The sequence below is a fragment of the Pyxidicoccus fallax genome (genome assembly GCF_012933655.1).
In the GTDB taxonomy this organism is placed as follows: domain Bacteria; phylum Myxococcota; class Myxococcia; order Myxococcales; family Myxococcaceae; genus Myxococcus; species Myxococcus fallax.
On record NZ_JABBJJ010000143.1, the window covers coordinates 13,870 to 30,085 of the forward strand.

The window sequence follows — 16,216 nt, forward strand, 5'->3', positions numbered from 1 at the left end:
CAGACGCCCGAGCCTCCAATCCTTGAGGGTGGAGGCGGCCCGAACCTTCATCGGACATAGAAGCGGTTCTTGCGACGGTCAAACTCCAGTCCACGCGGGGCGCGCTGGCGCGTGCGTGGCGGCATCCGTCCGGTGGCGTTCACTCCGGGTGAGGAGACCCTGTGCGGCGCGCGCGGGCTGGTTCACGCTTCGGGCCCTCACGTCCCAGGAGGACACCGCATGTCATTCGAGGCACGCCCCCCGACCGATGCCGACGCACCTCCCCAGCAGGCACCGGCCGAGCTCGCCACCACCGTGCTGACGCCCAGCGACACTGGCGCGGTGAGCAAGCGCGCTCCGGGCAAGTCGGGCCCGTCCACCACCCGCCGCCGCACCGCCGCCAAGCGCAAGCCCGAGGCGAAGACGCCTCCCAGCGCGAAGAAGGCCGCGCGGAAGGCGACTCCCGGCCAGGGCATCCGCAAGCGCGCGGGCACCGCCGCGGCGAAGAAGAGTGGCGGCTGGAAGGCCGGGCCGAGCGTCGCCGGCCGCAAGCCGAGCGCCGCGCAGAAGACGAACACCAAGAAGACTCCCGCCCGCAAGGCCGCGTCCGCGCCGAAGCGCGCCGCGGGCCGCGTCACCGGCCGCACGGCTGGCACGCCCACCCGGACCGGCAAGGGCACCCGCACCGGCAGCGCGCGCACCACGGGCGCCCGTCCGGGGGCTCGCGGCGGCGGCCGTCGCTAGGCTCGCACCCCCTACTCCAGCTCCGCCGCCTCACCACCCGCGCGGCGGAGCGCGTTGACGAGCCGGTGCGCATGCCGCGTCGTCTCCGGCTCGCGGTACTTCGGGCTCACCTTCAGCACCAGCTCCACCGCGGTGGGCAAATCCATCAGGTGGCCCGGCGACACGTACACCGGCTGCACGCCCTTGCGCGTGCGCACCGCCATGCCCACCACCTCGCCCTTGTGCGTAATCGGCGCGGTGGCGCCTCGCGCGTCCGCGAGCTTCCCATACGTCCCCACCAGCAGTGACTTCGCGCAGCCGATGGAGGGCACGCCGAACAGCAGCCCGCCATGACAGGCGATGCCCATGCGGCGCGGGTGCGCCGTGCCCTGCCCGTCGAAGATGACCACGTCGGGCCGCACGGTGAGCCGCTTCCACGCCTCGGCCACGATGGGCAGCTCGCGGAACGACAGCAGCCCCGGCACGTACGGGAAGGTCAGCGTCACCGCCGCGCCGGCCTGCGCCACCGGCACCAGCGTGGCCGCGTCCAGCACCACCAGCCCCCCGAAGCCCGTGTCCCGCCCCTTCTCCGTCGAGATGTCCGCCCCCGCCACGCGCTCCACCTTCAGCCCCGGCGGGGGCCGCAGCACCACCTGCTCGACCAGACGGCGTTGCAGCGCCACCGCCTCCGTGGGCGTGACGTCCCAGCGGCCCACCTCCGGTTGAAGCTCCATGCGCGCGGTCCTCCTCGGCGACCCACCCCAATCTGGCCCGTCCAGGCCCCGAGGCAACCCACCACGTCACGTCACTTCCACCCAACCGTGGACTACCCGACGCGCGAGCGCCCTGTCGGGCAAATCCCGTGTTCCTTGCCTTACGGCCCCCCAGGGCGCCTGGCTTCCCAGCCTTCACAACGGGCGTAGCGTGCACCTCCCCAGGCGCTGGTGAATCCGCTGTTCGGCGGACCTCGCCCCGAGCCGAGCCTGGGAGTCCATCGGGGGCGGGGACGCTGGCAGCAGCAGGCCCTGGAGGCCGTGATGCGTCGAATCCTCGCAGGCTGTCTCGCAGTGTCCGCGCTGATGGTGGCCCGTCCCGCCATCGCGTCCGAGTGTGGCTACACGGCCGCTGGCTGGAACGCCCCCAACGGCGCGGTGGTGTTCGACCGCGCCCCGGGCCCCATCCGCAACGTCATCGACGCCATCGGCGAGTACCGCACGCACTCCATGCTGTCCCACGGCCCCGGCGGCGGCGTGTCCCACGCCACCATGCGGGACCCGGACCAGAACGGCTGGCCCACCGTGTGCGGCACGCCGCTCAACGTCAATCAGCTCCAGTACGGCTACCCCGGCCTGGAGCAGGTCAACCAGGGCGGCATCTACCACTACATGTACGACCCGAACGGGTCCGGCCCCGAGTGGACGGCGTGGCAGCTCGGCGACGCCATGGGCGCGGCGCAGGTGGCGGACACGCTCTGGTACAACCACCCCTACGTCAGCGACGTGTCCCGCGTCGACTCGAGCCAGTACGTCGACCGGCCGGTGTGGAACGGGGCGCGCGTGTCGTATTCGATGTTCCAGTACCGCGACCTGGAGACGGTGCATCACATGCCGGGCAGCGCGGCGAACAACGGCATGGTGTGCTCCACCTTCCTCGCCTACGCGCACAATTACGCGGGCAGGGGCTTCGTCTCCGCGCACACCTACCCGCACGACCGCATCGCCAACGCGTCCAACGCGCTGTACTCGGGCATCTACAACCACTGCAAGTCGTCGCTCGGGTGGTTCGAGAACGTGGCGCTCACGGTCATCTGCCCCGTCTTCTGGAACGTGTGCGGCAACGCCGGCAACCAGGTGGCCAACTGCATGTCCGCCAACCGCTGCGACACCAGCAACAGCAGCATCTGGAAGGGCGTGCGCGATGACGCCTCCACCACCGCCACGTCCATCAGCCCGGACCGCGTCGGCGGCTGGGGCGTGCACCCCATCTCCACCACGCTGTGGGCGAGCGACTACTCGCACCAGCTCCAGTGGAACTCGGGCGGCAACGTGTACGGCTGCTGGCAGTAGGCCCCGGCATCTCGAAACGGCGAGAGGAACCACGGCATGAAACCGGACGACCGTCCCTGCTGGAAGCGGCGCTGGGCGTGGATGTTGGCGATGGCCACGGTGGCACTCGTGGCCGGGTGGTGGCTGTCCGCGAGCCCGGAGCATTCGCGACCGTCAACTCCGGCGCCGGTGAGTCCCACGGCCTTCCGTGCCGAGACTGCTTCCCCCGCGCCCCCCGCCGTCACGGTGCCGGCGGCCGTGGCGGCGCGGCCCGCTCCGGAGCCGGTGCCTCCGCCCGTCATCGACGCGGTGACGGTGGAGAAGCACGAGGTGTGCTCCGGCGAGGACAACCTCATCAGCGTCCGCGCGCACTCGCCGGACGGGAATGACTCGTACCTGCACACCTCCATCGGCACGGGCACCGGCATGCGCGTGCCCCTGCGCGTATGGCTGGAGCCGGATGGGACGTACGAGCCGCCCGTGGTGACGGTGTTCGGCAAGGACAACGTGTCCGCGTCGGTGCCGGTGCCCCGGTACAAGGTGAAGCCCTGCGAGCCCGACCGGCTCGTCGAGGTCTTCTCCCGGCGCCTCCCCAACTCCGACGAGGACTACGAGTTCCTCGCGCGCGTCGTCGAACTGAAGAAGCGGGACGCGCCGCCGCGCCCGCCCTTCGCGCCGGTGAAGTACGTGTGGACCTTCGACGACCAGCACACGGTGACGACGACCACGCCCGTGGTGACGCACACGCTGGGGGGCGGCGGGACGCGGCCCTGGGCCATGTACTTCCAGCACCTGGTGCGCGTGGACGTCGTCGATGCGCAGGGGCGCAAGGTGACGGGGCGCTCGTCGCTCCAGGTGCTCAACACGGCCTTCGAGAACTTCGACAAGAAGGGCGTCGTCACGGTGCTGGCGCGGGGCACGCCTCGCTTCCCCGAGCTGGGCGAGGATGGCGTGGTCCGGCAGACCTTCCGCCTGTACCACCCCTGGAAGGGGCTGGTGCGGTTGGAGCGGGTGACCCTCCTGCGCGCTCGGAAGCCGGAGCCGGGCGAGCCTCCCCACCCCGAGGACACCGGCGAGGTGTCCCTGGGCGTCGACATGATTCCGGAGGGCCGCGGCGTGGAGGTGGCGGTGTCCCTGGACACGAAGGCCGAGCCCGACGTGACGATGCTCACGTACGCGCTGGAGGGGAACACGCTGGATGGCCACCCGGCGCGGGGGACGTTCTCCGTGATGCGGCCGCCGCCCCGGCCCACGAAGGACAACAGCACGCCCATCACCGACCCGCTGCTCACGGCGAAGGTGAAGAAGGCGCGCGAGCTGCTCGGCCAGCCCTACGTCACCGACGAGGACCTCTGGCGCCTGGAGCGCGAGGGGCGCTTCGACGACCTCAACGTACGGCGCGAGGCGCCCTGACGACCGACCGCTCTCGCCGCGCTCCCGGTCAGGACAGCCCGGGCACGCGGCGAGGAGCGGCGTAGGAACGCGTCAGCGAGACTCGGACCGATGGCTCGTGGCCTGCCAGCGCTTGCCGTCGTAGCGGTAGAACCAGGTGGCGTTGCCCTCGCCCCAGTCGACCAGGGCGTCCCGATTCGTGGCCGGCACGCCGTGGCGGCCGCGCTTCTTGCTCGGGCGGTAGAGCTGGAGGCAGCTCACCTCCCGGGGAAGGGCCTGGACCTCTCGCACGAGGCCACCCTTCGTGAAGAGGACGCGCACGGGGACGGACTGGTTGCACGAGTAGCCCGCGCCCTGGAGCGCGTAGTCCGGTTCGCCGTCCCGGTCGAAGTCACCCTGGATGCAGGGGGTGCCGCTCGTGCGGACCGCCTGCGCGTCGATTCCCACCTCCCGCAGCGCCTCCGCCGCCGAGCCCACGCTCCCCACGCAGAGGCACTTCCACTCCGTCACCGGGTCACAGCCCGGCTGATAGGCGAGGGAAACGGTTCGCGGCACCTCCGGGGTGCTCGGGGCCGGTGCCTCCTGGGCCGGCGCGCTTGGAGCCGCCGCCTGGACCGGAGCGCTCGGAGCCGGTGACTGCTGGGCCGGGGCGCTCGGAGCCGCCGGCACGCTCGGGGCTGCCTGGGCACTCGCAACCACCGCGGAGGAGGACGGGGCCTCGGAGCAGCCAAGGAACACCAGCGGAAGAGTCCAGCTCAACATCCAGCGCATCCCCACGTGTCGGTACCTCCAGGGCCTCGGCGAACTGCGAGAGGCAGCCGCCTATACGGTACGGCACGATGAGAATTCAACACATCTGACGCACTGGCGGGGCAGGGGCGTTGCCCCGCGCGGGTGGAACGAACGTTCCTTCCACCACGCCACCGCCGCGCGCTCTGCCCTGACAGCCGGCCGCGGGAGCGGAACGACCGTTCCACCCACGCCCGCGACCGATGACCCGATGGGCGCAGCCCGTGACGCCGGAGCGTGGTGAGGTCTCCGCGTATGTCTGGAGCCTCTCCTTTCCGCATCATCCCGCGGGCGCTGCTACCGCTCCTGACGCTGGGCTGCGTCCTCCCTGTCGCCTCGCTCGCGAAGGCCGGCATCCCTGCTTCAAACCACCTCCCGGCCCAAACCGCCCTGACGCCCATCGACGCCAGCCGGGACGCCAGCCCTGCCCCGAACAACCTCACTCCCCTCCCCTCCCTGGAGCCCACCGTGGCGTCACTGGAGGTTCTGGAGCAGCGCATCCGGGGCAAGGGCTGCCGGCCGAGGCTGCTCGGGGACAAGGGCCGCAGCTTCATCGAGGCCCAGCTCCTCTGCGACGCGCACCTGTCCTTCATTCTCGTGCAGGCGGCGCTGGATGGCCACCCGCTCCCGGACACGCCCCGGCGCTTGAAGGCGCTGCTCGCGGATGTCCTGGACCGGGCACGGGCTCCCTTCACTCCCCATGGCACCCGGGCCGTCGCCGGACATCCGTTGCCGCTCAGCGTGCTCTACCGGGGCCATGTGCTGCTGATGCTCGCGGGCATGCACCGCGCCGGCATGGCGGATGAAGCCTCCACCGCCCTGTTCGATGCCCTGGCCGCGCAGCTCGTGGAGGCCCTGTCCCGGCAGGTGTGGCTGCCCAGCTTCGGGAAGTCCGCCATCTGGCCCTGTGACAGCGCCCCCGCCGCCGCCGGCCTGCTCCTGCACGGACGGCTGCGCGGCAACGCGGAGTCCCACGCCGCGGGCGGGCGGCTCGTCGCGCGACTCGTGGAGCTCGCGGCGCTGCCCACGGGCTTTCCCGCGAAGGTGGACGCGAAGGGCCGTCCCGTGGAGGCCACGCCTCGTGGCACCACCCTGGCCTGGACGGGCGCCTTCCTGGCCATGGCCTCCCACCCGGCGGCGAAGACCTTCACCACCACGCTGGTGGACGGCTACTGCGACCATCCCGCCGGGGACCTGCTGCCCTTCGCCGCCTGCCGCGAGTGGCCTCGGGGCGTGAAGGGACGGGAGGACTCCGCCAGCGGCCCGCTCGTCCACGGCGGTTACTCCATCGGAGCGAGCGCGCTGGCCATCGCCGCGACCCGGCTCTCCGACGCGCACCAGCCCTGGCACGCGCACCTGCTCAACGCGGCTCGGGAGATGGGCATCGGCTCCACCCTGGAGCGCCCCGGCGACTTCCCGCTGGAGTCGGCGCTGTACTGGTGGGGCACCACCGTACGCCCGTGGTAGCGCCCCGAAGCCCTAGCGCTACGGCGTCTCGCGCGCCTGCGTGGTCTTCCCCTCCTTCACGAGGAGGTAGCCGCGGTTCTCCTGCACGTCCGGCGAGCGCATGGAGGCGAACAGCGCCGGGGCCTTCACCCACACCCAGCGCTGGTCCGTGGCGTTGACGTCCATGACGAGGAACGAGTCGGACTTCTGGTCATACGCCGCCAGCGGAGAGATGTGCCCGCTGCCCTGCTGCCCCAGCAGCGGACGGGAGTAGTTGATGATGACGTAGTCCCCCTCCGTCTTGAGGTTCTGCTTCAGCTCCTCGCGCATCGTCGCGTCCTTCAGCGAGTCATTCAGCACGCGCAGCTTCACGTCCAGCCCCTGCGCCGCGAGCATGCCCGCGAGCTGGCGCAGCTGGATGCCCGCGTCCGACTTCGCGCCCTCGCCGCGCGGCTGGCCGAAGACCTCGGCGCGGGTCTTCACCTCCTGGACCCGGGTGTCGAAGAAGTTGTTCTGCGTGTAGCGGTGGAAGAGCGGATCGAAGCCCGCGGGCAGCAGCTTGCGGTCCTCGTCCGTCACCAGCGACGGGTCCTGCGGCTTCGCCACCGCGTCGTTCCCCATGCGCAGCGCGTTGAGCACGATGACGGAGGACGTGGGGCCGCAGAAGGCCTTGTTGCCCTGGGACTCGAACTGGTTGGCCAGGTGGAAGAAGTCCACCTTGTGGCGGCTGCGCTCGAGGCGCTTGATGGACTCGGGCGCGGAGAAGGTGACGAGGCCCGCGTTCGTCGACGGCGTGGAGCCCTTGGCGTCAGCCGAGAGCGGCGCGAGGGCGACATACCCGCTTCCGAGGACGAGCAGCGTGGTGCGGAGCAGCTTCATGGATGGCGATTCCCGGGATGTGTGCGCGCGGAGCCTGCCACGGGCCCGGGCAAGGCGGAAATCCGGCTTCCATGGCCCCTGCCTGCCCGGTGCGTCTTCGGGCGACGGGTCCCCTCTCCGGGGGTGGTCAACGCGCGGCCCAACATCCCCCGCGCCGAGTTCGACACCCTCAAGGCCCTCCTGACCCACTGCGTCCGCAAGGGCCCGTCGACACAAAACCAGACACAGCATCCCGACCAGAGGGCACACCTCGCCGGGCGTGTCGCATGGGTGGAGTCCGTGAACCCACAGCGCGGCGAGCGCCTCCGCGCCCTCTTCGACGACATCGACGGGTCGCGTTGAGTGTGCGTGTTCATTGACGAACCGCTGTCTCATCCCTGGGTGCCGAATCAGGGATAAACCGTATTGGGCGTCGATCCGTTTCACCGGGACAACTCCTTTCCTTGGGTGAAACATGTATCGACACATCCTGAAGTGGACGTTCTCCGTGGGTGCGCTGGCGCTGCTGGGAGGTTGTGCGACGAGCCCGGCGCAGTGCAAGGACCCGGCCGCCCGGGCCACGTTGAGCCAGAAGCGCGCGGGGAAGTTCATCACCGTCCGCAAGAAGATTCCGGGCGAGTACATCGTCGTGCTGAAGGCGCCGGAGGCGAGCCTCCAGCAGATGACGGTGACGCAGGCCACGCAGGGGCTCACCGCGAAGTACGGCGGCATGGCCTTCGCCGTGTACGAGAGCGCGCTGCGGGGCTTCGCCGGCAAGATGACGGAGGAGCAGGCCCGGGCGCTGTCGAGGGACCCGGCGGTGGACTACGTGCAGGAGAACGGCGTGGTGTCCCTGTTCGAGAGCCAGCCGAGCCCCACGTGGGGCATCGACCGGATGGACCAGCGCACGCTGCCCCTGGACAAGCTCTACATGTACAACGCCACCGGCCTGGGCGTGCACGTGTACGTGCTGGACACCGGCGTGCGCTTCACGCACCGCGAGTTCGGCGGCCGGGCCTCGGTGGGCTTCGACGCCATCGGCGACAGCATGAAGGGCAATGATTGCAACGGCCATGGCACGCACGTGGCGGGCACCGTGGCGGGCAGCACCTACGGCGTGGCGAAGAATGCCTTCGTGCACTCCGTACGGGTGCTCGGGTGCGACGGCTCGGGCTCTGTCTCCGGCGTCATCGCGGGCATCGACTGGGTGACGAAGAACCACCAGTCCCCGGCGGTGGCCAACATGAGCCTGGGGGGCGACGTCGACCAGGCGCTGGACGACGCGGTCCGCCGCTCCGTGGCCGCGGGCGTGACGTACGTGGTGGCGGCGGGCAACGAGGACATGGACGCGTGCAAGCACTCGCCGGCGCGGGCTCCGGAGGCCATCACCGTGGCCGCCACGAACAACAAGGACCAGCGCGCGTCCTTCTCCAACTGGGGTGACTGCGTGGACGTCTTCGCGCCCGGCAACCGCATCACCTCCGCCTGGCACTACGGCGACAAGGAGACGCGCGAGCTCAGCGGCACGTCCATGGCGTCGCCCCACGTGGCCGGCGTGGCGGCCCTCTTCCTGGAGCTCAACCCGAAGGCCGCGCCCGAGGAGGTCTCTGGCTCGCTCATCGGCAACTCCACCACGGACGCGGTGGCCAGCCCCGGCTGGTGCTCGCCGAACCGGATGGCCTACTCGGGCTTCATCGGCGCCGTGCCGCTGATGCCCACCGTCCAGGCGGAGCCGACCCCGGCCTCCGCTCCGATTTCTGGAGGCACCGCGCGGTAGGCCCCTCCCCCGCGCGGTTGCTCCAGGCAGCCCGGCTTCCCTTCCTGGGAGGCCGGGCTGTCTGCTGTCAGGGCGCGCGACTTCGAGCTCCTCACGGAGTGCTCTTGAAAGCCGGTGCGCTACGCCGCGGCAGGCGGTCCGAACCAGGTCGCGAGCGCGTCAGCAAGTCCCGCGTCGGTCGAGACTCCGACCCAGGCGACATATCCGTCAGGCCGGATCAACACGGCGGTGGGCGCGGTGACGGCGCCAAGCACCGGAAGCTCCCACGTGCCGGTATGGCGAGCATCGATCCGCTGAACCCTGTCAGCCCAGGGCGTGATGTCGAGGCTGGCGGGCTCACCCAGGTTGAGCAACACCGGCCGAGCCTCGTGCAGGAGGCGGTAGACCCGCAGCGGGCCGTTGGCGGTGACCAGCTCGAGGTCAGGCATGCGGCGCCCGAGCAGCGGGTGCCCTTCGCCGAGCTCATAGCGAATGTCCAATCCGGACATCAGGCCGGCGAAACGCTTGCGAGGCTCGTTCATGCGGAGGAGCTCCGACAGGGTGTCGAGCGCGGCCTTCGCATGGTCATCCGCGCGGCGGAGGAGCGCGACTTGCGCCATCGTGTCGCGCAAGACGCGGGCAGCGATCGGCCACCGCTCGGCATGGTAGGTATCCAGGAGGCTGTCTGGCGACGTGCCCTTGACCACCTGGGCCAGCTTCCATCCCAGATTCACCGCATCCTGCACACCGATGTTCAGACCCTGTCCGCCCACGGGGTAGTGCACGTGTGCGGCGTCGCCGGCCAACAGCACGCGTCCTTTGCGGTAGGACGCCGCCTGCCGGGCCATATCGGTGAACCTGGAGAGCGAGGTGGGACTGTGAACCCCGTAGTCGGTTCCGTATACGGCGATGAGCGCCTCGCTGAGCTCGCGGAGGGTGGGTTCGCCCGTCCGGCCGAGGTGCTGCTCCGTCACCATGACGCGCACCGGCCCTCCATTCTCCAACCGGCTGAAGCCATGGATACCGATGGCGTCACGGCGAGTGCCCCATATCGGCTCCTGGGCGACCTCGACTTCGGCGATCAGGTTGCTGATGGTGGGCTCCCAGCCCGGGAAGTCAATGCCAGCGGCCTTGCGGACCCGACTCCGTCCGCCGTCGCAACCGACGAGATAGTCCGCCCGCAGCGACTGGCCATCGGACAGCTCGACGACGACGCCGGCGTCATCCTGCGTGAATCCTGTCACCTCCCGCCCGCGATAGACCGATACCGGCAGTTCCGCGATCCAGCCGGCGAGGATGCGCTCGATGTGCTTCTGCCACAGCGCGAGGCCGTGGGGATGCCGGGTGGGAAAATCGCTGATGTCCAGAGGTATCCACGCGAAACCCACGATCTGCGCCACTTGTCCCTGCGAAAGGAATCGCTCGGCGATGCCACGCTGGTCGAGCACCTCGATGGTGCGCGCGTGCAGACCGCCCGCGCGCGAGCCGGTGAGCTCCTGGGTGGCACGCCGCTCGACGATGGCGACGTCGACGCCTGCCAACGCCAGCTCGCCGGCCAACATCAGTCCTGTCGGGCCTCCTCCAGAGATGACCACCGAATGCTCAGTTCCTGTCACACGCATGTCGCTGCCCTCTTTCCGGGGTTTCGGGTCAAAGGACGGCGCACATACGGCAGGGCCGGGGGCTTGCCGCAAGTCCCCCCGAAGTTTATACGGTGATAATGGAAGGGCTGTTGTACGTGCCCTTCCAGCCCTCGTCCGCTGGGCACAGTCGCTCCAGGTTCTGCCTGTCTTTGGCGTGCGGGTGTCTATTGGCGTGGGCCTCGCCAGCCGCTCGACACCACGACCAACGCCCTGAGCGCTGGACGCAAGCGGGCCTCGGCCGTCCAGTTCCGCGGGTGCAGGCCCTACCCCCATGGGGCGGGGATGCTCGTCTACCGCTTCTGACGGTGCGGTCGCCCCCGGGGCCACGGTCGGCTCCCCGGGGGCGTTGACGGCCCGTGACGGCGGTTGCGGAGCGGGGGTGGCTTCGGCGGCGTGAGATGCCAGGGCACGTGCGGGCGTGGCGGTGCGGGGCCGCGCTTCGGCCCGGCACCGGAGTCGAGGCTTCAGCGCACCGCCAGCTCGCGGAAGACGACCCCGTCCAGCGCGAGCTTCCGCGCGGCTTCCACCATGCGCTCACTGACGACAATCATCGTCGGCCAGTCCGCGAGCCGGAACAGGTCCGTGTGCTCCGGCAGGGAGGCCGCGTCGAGGAGGGGGGACTCCGGCATCGCGTGACGGGCGTTGCCGCATCTCGGGCACGGAGGAGCCCGGTCCGGTGGCAGGCACTCCGGATGGAAGCGACCGCGCAACTCGAGCTGCATCGCGAGCAGCTCGGGCGGGTTCTTCCCGCGAAAACTCACGTCGATGGGGCAACCCGACAGGCCTCGCACTCCCGCGTCCACGAGTCGCTCCAGCGCCTCGCGGCGGAGGTAGAGCGACCAGGGGTTCTGCATGAAGAGTTGGCCGAAGGTGCCTGTGCCCGTGCCCGTCGGAGGACCGAAGTCCGCTCCGGGCTCCAGGCGGGCCTGGTCCGGAGCGAATGGGCGCACGAGGTCGCGGAGCCGGAGGAACTCCTCGAAGCTGACCTGCCGGCCCGGGTCTTCCAGCTCCTTCCGCTCGGGCAGGCCCGACAGGTCGACACACGGATACTGAAGGCCCACCCAGCCACCTCCCGCGCCACAGGTGGAACAGTCGGTGACGCCTGGAAACCCCCACCTGGGGACGGCTCGCAGGTTCCCCGTGTAGCCCGCCGCCCTGTCCTCTTCGACCCGGTAGAACTTCAAGAGCCCTGCCTCCTTGTTTGGCGTGGCCGCCTTCAGCGGCCGTAGTAGGGCACGACCTTTCCGGTCAGCTCAAAGCGGAAGATGAGATCGCCCGCATGGCGGTAGATGACTTCAGGTGGCGGAGGACTGGGGTGGGCGTTGATGAACTGCGTCCAGGCGTCATTCCAGCGACCGCCCCGGGGGCCGCCACCATGAATGTACCTGTGGACGTGCTCAGGAATGATGAGCGTGTAGTCGTGAATCTTGATGCCGGCGCGCTGGAAGTAGAGCGCCAGGTCCGGGGCCTGGGGAAAGACGTGATGCCGGACGTACCGGCCCGCCGGGAGGTGGAGGACCGGGCGCACCTGGACGTTCGGGTACCAGGGAAAGGTCATCACCGGCCGGGCGCTGCCGCGGATGCCCAGGCGGACGCCCCAGTTCCTGCGAAGCGGCGGCCGGGCGGCAGGCATGGACGCCGGCTCCACCCGGGGCGTCACGTCCTCGCAGCGGAAGAAAGCGCACCAGCCTTCGTCACACGCCAGGGTGACGCACCGGTCCGTTTCCGGGCTGTCACATGTGGCCGCGACTCCCGCGGCTTCCTATATGCGCGGGGCAGAGGGGGCGGATGCGCATGCCACCAACAGGGCGATCAGAGACAGCAGTTGCGCATAGAGATGGAGGGTGCGCATGACCATGGGCCGTCCCGGCTTTCGCAATGAGCAAGTCAAACAGGCACCATCACGAACAGTAGCCGATGCGCCCCGCTCATTGAACAGACCTTCAACGAGCTGGGCATCAGCTGACGCGTATGAGCGGTTCGTTACGGGACGGCCGCTCTCCAGGCTCGCCCATTCTCGACGACTCGCACCGGCTCGTCGTGCGTCAGCAGAAGTCCGCGCCTCTGACCCCAGCGAATCCGCGACTGGGCGCACGCGCAGCGTGCGATGCTTGGCAGCGCCTTTTCGCAAGGCCCTGGAGTTCATGAGGAGCTCGAAGTTGGTCCCCACGCCGCGAATGGGCCTCCTGCTTGCCGGGGTCCTGCTCCTGTCACTGCCCGGCCGGGCTCCCGCGCAGGCGGTCAGCCGACTCTCCTGTCCCGAGTGCGACCGCCTGCCGCCGGACTACACGATGGATGTCGCCCGCTGCCAGCCCCTGACGCCACTGCTCTCCGGCGAGCCCGCGGCCGTGGCGCCTCGCGACACGGATACGGGACGGTTCTTCGACTTCGACCTGGCGGGAGACGGCTCGCATCCGGTGCGTGTCTGGGCCGGGCAGTCGTTCGGCACCCCCTACTTCGCGGTCTTCGACGGCTCCAAAAGCGCGTCGGTCTGCAGCACGCTCGGTGCCTTCGCCGACGTCGCCATGTGGGAATCCAGGCTCGAAATGAGGGAGGGTCACGCGGGGCTGCCCTATCTGACGCTCTTCTCCGACAGCCGCCTTGGCCATTGCGCGTTCCTCGGCGCGACGGCGGAGATCGCCTATCTCCAGCTTCAGAAGACCTGGGTCATCCTCCAGCCCCGGTCGCGCTCGAGTCCGGGCGCCTGCGTCGAGGAGGGCACGCCTGGCGAGGAGGCACTCCAGTGGGAGCGTCACTCGAAGCTCCATGCCGAGGGGCTGCGCGCCTACAAGCGGAAGGACTTCGTGACCGCCGAGCGATTGTGGCGGCAGGTCGAGGCCGAGGGGGGTGGGATGGCCTCGCATGACTTGGGCCTCCTCCTGGCGCGGCAAGGCCAACTCGCGCAGGCCGAGCCACGGCTGCTCCTGACGGCGGGGGACTCCGGGCTCCCCTCCCACTGGCTGGACCTCGCGGACTTCTATTGGGTGGCGAAGCATCGCGGGCTGGCCGCCAAGGCCTACCGCCAGTACCTCCAGCAGCTCGCGAACCCCCATGCGCGCAAGCGCGGCACGAAGGCCCCCACTCCCGTCCAGCGTGCCCTCGAACGTGCGGAGCCGAAGCGCCCCTCGAAACCACCCGGGCTTCGCCAGTGATTCCAAGCACTCCCGAGGCCCACGGGATTCGCTGGCCCGGATTGAATACATTCCCATACGCAGCGTCGATGCGGCGCCGTCGTGGAGGAAGACATGGAAGCCATCGCCATCAGCCTCGGAGTCGTCCCCTACCTCGCCGGAAGGACGACCCTGGCCCTGGGCGTGTTGGTCTTCTGGTACTCGGTGCAGGCCTTCTTCGCCTCGGGTGAGTTCTCCGTGCGCTCGGTGTTCGTCAGCATCGCCCTGGGCGTGCTGACCGTCGTCGTCCACCTGGGGGTCGCATGGGTGCGCGGAGTGCTCGCGGCCCTGGAGCAGGAGGTCCAAGCGTGGATGCGGCGGCTCGACAGGGTGGCCTCCACCGTCTTCGCCATGGGCTTCGCGCTGTACCTGCTCGGGGGCTTCGGGGGGATGGTGCTGATGGGCCTCGGCGAGGGCCTGCCGTTCGCGGCGGTGTCTGGGCAGACGCTCGCGCCGGAGTTCTCGATGAAGCTGCTGCTGCTGCTCGGCGTGGGCGTCACCGCGTATGCGTTCGCGAGCCTTCGCTCGTGGATTGGCGGACTGTTCGACCTCATTCCGCTCTCGGATGAGAGCAGCGTCCGGCGGGTGCTGTTCCTCTCGGAGTCGATGTTCACGGTGGGCGGCCTCGTCATCGCACTCCTGTTCCCGGTGGTGGGTGTCGTCCTCACGGGGGTGATGTTCGCCATGCTCGTGGGCGTGGGGCTCATGCTGCGCGCCGTGACGCGAGGCGCACGCGGCAGGTGCGAGGCGTGCGAGGCGGAGGTCCACCTCGCCGGCAGCGCCTGCCCTGCCTGCTCGGCCCCCCGTGTCCCCCGGCGAATCGGGTTCCTGGGCCGCGTCCTGGATGGAGCGCCCGCCGACGTGCGGAAGCACCAGCAGGCCCTGCTCGCCGCGCGCCGGTGCCCTTCGTGCGCGGAGCGGCTCGAGACGGTGGAGGGGGAGGTCCGCTGCTCGGCCTGCCGCGCGCCCGCGTTCCGGGACGAGGAAGCACGGCAGTCGTTCCTCCGTCACGTCGAAGCGCGCCTCGCTGTGCTGGTGCCGGTGCTGGCGGGCTTCGGGCTGGTGCCGGTGCTGGGCATCGGCGCGGCGCTGGTGCTCTACAAGCTGGCACCGGCCGGTTCGCTGAGCGCCTTCGTCAGCTGGCGGGAGCGGCTGGGGACGCGAGTCCTCCGCACCCTCGCCGTGCTGGCGCTCCTGTTCATCCAGCCCATTCCCCTCGTGGGCGCGTTCGCGGTGCCCGGCCTCATCGTGCTGCTGCACCTGGCCACGCGGCGCGCGTTCCTGGCCGCGAGCACCCGGGGGGAGACCGGCGGCGGTGCGGCCCGGGTCCAGCCGCTGGCCGCCTGAGCGGCGCCGTCGCGACGTCCCACCTTCCCCTTCCCCAGCCACACCTCGCCAGGGGACACGCTACCTACGGTCCACACGAAGTGCGGGAGAGCCACCGAAGCGGGTGACGCTCAAAGCCTCGCCCTGCAGGATTGGCAGGTTCGTGATGGCGCACGTCTCTTCCCACATTCCCATTCGAAGGCTCTCGCGTTGGTACTTGGAGTGACGGAACTGCTCTAAGCGAAGATCGGCCCGCGTGTCGACGCGGGGCCATGGAGGTATGCAGACCTCGCCGGTCCACGCGAGCCTCCGCGGTGCGACTTTCGACATGTCATGGGGAGATTTAGAGGGGTCACCATGCGCCTGCCCCTGCTCCTCTGCGTCCTCGCTCTCGCCGGCTCTCCGTCGCTGACGCAGGCGAAGGCCCCGCCGGCGGCCTCCCCTGAGGCACCGTGCCCCAGCGACAGGCACGAGAAGGTGCCCGTCGACCCCGAGTCCGTGGTCGATAGGATGCTCTCGCAACCCGTGGTGGACGTGTTGCCCTTCGGGGGCGCGATGACCCGTCCGGAGCGCATCCGCGGGGAGCTGCCCCGGTACACGCCCGAGGCGCTCGCCGCGCGCGTGGAGGGCACCATGCTCCTCCAGTGCACCGTCCACGTGACGGGAGAGGTGAACGACTGCCGTGTGCTCAAGCCGCTGAAGTACCTGGAGAGAGACGTTTTGAAGGCGGTGGAGTCCTGGCGCTTCAAGCCGGCCACCCTGAACGGCAAGCCCGTCCCGGTGCGCTACACGCTCACCGTGGAGATGAAGCTCCCCTCGACGCGCTGAGTACATCGTTCTGGCTCAGGGCGCCGCCGAGGACGTCTTGATTCCGAGCGGGCCCGGCTGGACGTCGGCAGCGGTCAGCCAGGAGCCAAAGAAGCAGAGGACGCCGCGAGCGGACTGGGCGCAGCTGCTGCGCCGGACGTTCGAGTTGGCGGTTTAGCCACAAACGACAAAAGGCTGGTGCGGTTCACCCTGCACCGTCGGGTGCCCAAGCGCAGCTGGCCCTCGGCTCCACCTCCTGAGGCGAAGCAGGAGGGCGACAGC

The 16,216-nt window shown here is 70.0% G+C and carries 13 protein-coding genes and 1 pseudogene; 8 read left to right on the forward strand and 6 right to left on the reverse strand.

From position 1 onward, the window contains the following. The first annotated feature begins 219 nt into the window (after window positions 1-219). The gene (locus HG543_RS27560) at window positions 220-723 is read left to right on the forward strand and encodes a hypothetical protein (protein WP_169347855.1); all 504 of its coding nucleotides are present in this window, start codon (window positions 220-222) and stop codon (window positions 721-723) included. 11 nt (window positions 724-734) lie between these two features. Here HG543_RS27560 and HG543_RS27565 read toward each other — a convergent pair whose 3' ends face one another. After that, window positions 735-1,436: an endonuclease V gene (locus HG543_RS27565; RefSeq protein ID WP_169347856.1), complete on the reverse strand. Its 702-nt coding sequence runs from the start codon at window positions 1,434-1,436 to the stop codon at window positions 735-737. A gap of 303 nt (window positions 1,437-1,739) precedes the next feature. On the opposite strand from HG543_RS27565, the gene HG543_RS27570 reads away from it, so the two are divergent. Together HG543_RS27570 and HG543_RS27575 are read left to right on the forward strand one after the other, a co-directional pair. Beyond that, window positions 1,740-2,768, forward strand: a complete 1,029-nt coding sequence (locus tag HG543_RS27570) for a hypothetical protein (protein WP_169347857.1) — start codon at window positions 1,740-1,742, stop codon at window positions 2,766-2,768. Window positions 2,769-2,804: 36 nt separating this feature from the next. Further along, window positions 2,805-4,160, forward strand: coding sequence for a hypothetical protein (locus HG543_RS27575; RefSeq protein ID WP_169347858.1), 1,356 nt, complete (start codon window positions 2,805-2,807; stop codon window positions 4,158-4,160). A 72-nt stretch (window positions 4,161-4,232) separates the two neighbouring features. Here HG543_RS27575 and HG543_RS27580 read toward each other — a convergent pair whose 3' ends face one another. Then, entirely contained in the window at window positions 4,233-4,694 is a 462-nt protein-coding gene (locus HG543_RS27580) for a hypothetical protein (RefSeq protein ID WP_169347859.1), read from the reverse strand. A 489-nt stretch (window positions 4,695-5,183) separates the two neighbouring features. Here HG543_RS27580 and HG543_RS27585 point away from each other — a divergent pair, with 489 nt between their 5' ends. Further along, window positions 5,184-6,395, forward strand: coding sequence for a hypothetical protein (locus HG543_RS27585; protein WP_246357337.1), 1,212 nt, complete (start codon window positions 5,184-5,186; stop codon window positions 6,393-6,395). A gap of 18 nt (window positions 6,396-6,413) precedes the next feature. Here the strand turns inward: HG543_RS27585 and HG543_RS27590 are convergent, their stop codons facing one another. Then, window positions 6,414-7,253 carry a phytochelatin synthase family protein gene (locus HG543_RS27590; RefSeq protein ID WP_169347860.1) on the reverse strand — a complete coding sequence of 280 codons (840 nt, stop codon included), beginning with the start codon at window positions 7,251-7,253 and terminating at the stop codon, window positions 6,414-6,416. Window positions 7,254-7,707: 454 nt separating this feature from the next. On the opposite strand from HG543_RS27590, the gene HG543_RS27595 reads away from it, so the two are divergent. Further along, window positions 7,708-9,009 carry a S8 family peptidase gene (locus HG543_RS27595; protein WP_169347861.1) on the forward strand — a complete coding sequence of 434 codons (1,302 nt, stop codon included), beginning with the start codon at window positions 7,708-7,710 and terminating at the stop codon, window positions 9,007-9,009. Between the two features lie 119 nt (window positions 9,010-9,128). Here the strand turns inward: HG543_RS27595 and HG543_RS27600 are convergent, their stop codons facing one another. From HG543_RS27600 to sitA6, 3 genes and pseudogenes are all read right to left on the reverse strand, one after another. Continuing rightward, the gene (locus tag HG543_RS27600) at window positions 9,129-10,550 is read right to left on the reverse strand and encodes an FAD-dependent monooxygenase (protein ID WP_246357338.1); all 1,422 of its coding nucleotides are present in this window, start codon (window positions 10,548-10,550) and stop codon (window positions 9,129-9,131) included. Window positions 10,551-11,095: 545 nt separating this feature from the next. Further along, window positions 11,096-11,815: a SitI6 family double-CXXCG motif immunity protein gene (sitI6, locus tag HG543_RS27605; protein WP_169347863.1), complete on the reverse strand. Its 720-nt coding sequence runs from the start codon at window positions 11,813-11,815 to the stop codon at window positions 11,096-11,098. Between the two features lie 32 nt (window positions 11,816-11,847). After that, window positions 11,848-12,483 (reverse strand): annotated as a pseudogene (sitA6, locus tag HG543_RS27610) (SitA6 family polymorphic toxin lipoprotein). A 292-nt stretch (window positions 12,484-12,775) separates the two neighbouring features. Between sitA6 and HG543_RS27615 the strand changes: the two are divergent. The 3 genes from HG543_RS27615 (at window position 12,776) to HG543_RS27625 (ending at window position 15,955) form a co-directional block, all read left to right on the forward strand. Further along, window positions 12,776-13,783 (forward strand): tetratricopeptide repeat protein, encoded by a 1,008-nt coding sequence (locus HG543_RS27615; protein WP_169347864.1) that lies wholly within the window; start codon window positions 12,776-12,778, stop codon window positions 13,781-13,783. Between the two features lie 93 nt (window positions 13,784-13,876). Beyond that, entirely contained in the window at window positions 13,877-15,148 is a 1,272-nt protein-coding gene (locus HG543_RS27620) for a hypothetical protein (protein WP_169347865.1), read from the forward strand. Window positions 15,149-15,484: 336 nt separating this feature from the next. Beyond that, on the forward strand, window positions 15,485-15,955 hold the full coding sequence (locus HG543_RS27625; protein ID WP_169347866.1) for an energy transducer TonB: 471 nt from the start codon (window positions 15,485-15,487) through the stop codon (window positions 15,953-15,955). Window positions 15,956-16,216 lie beyond the last annotated feature (261 nt).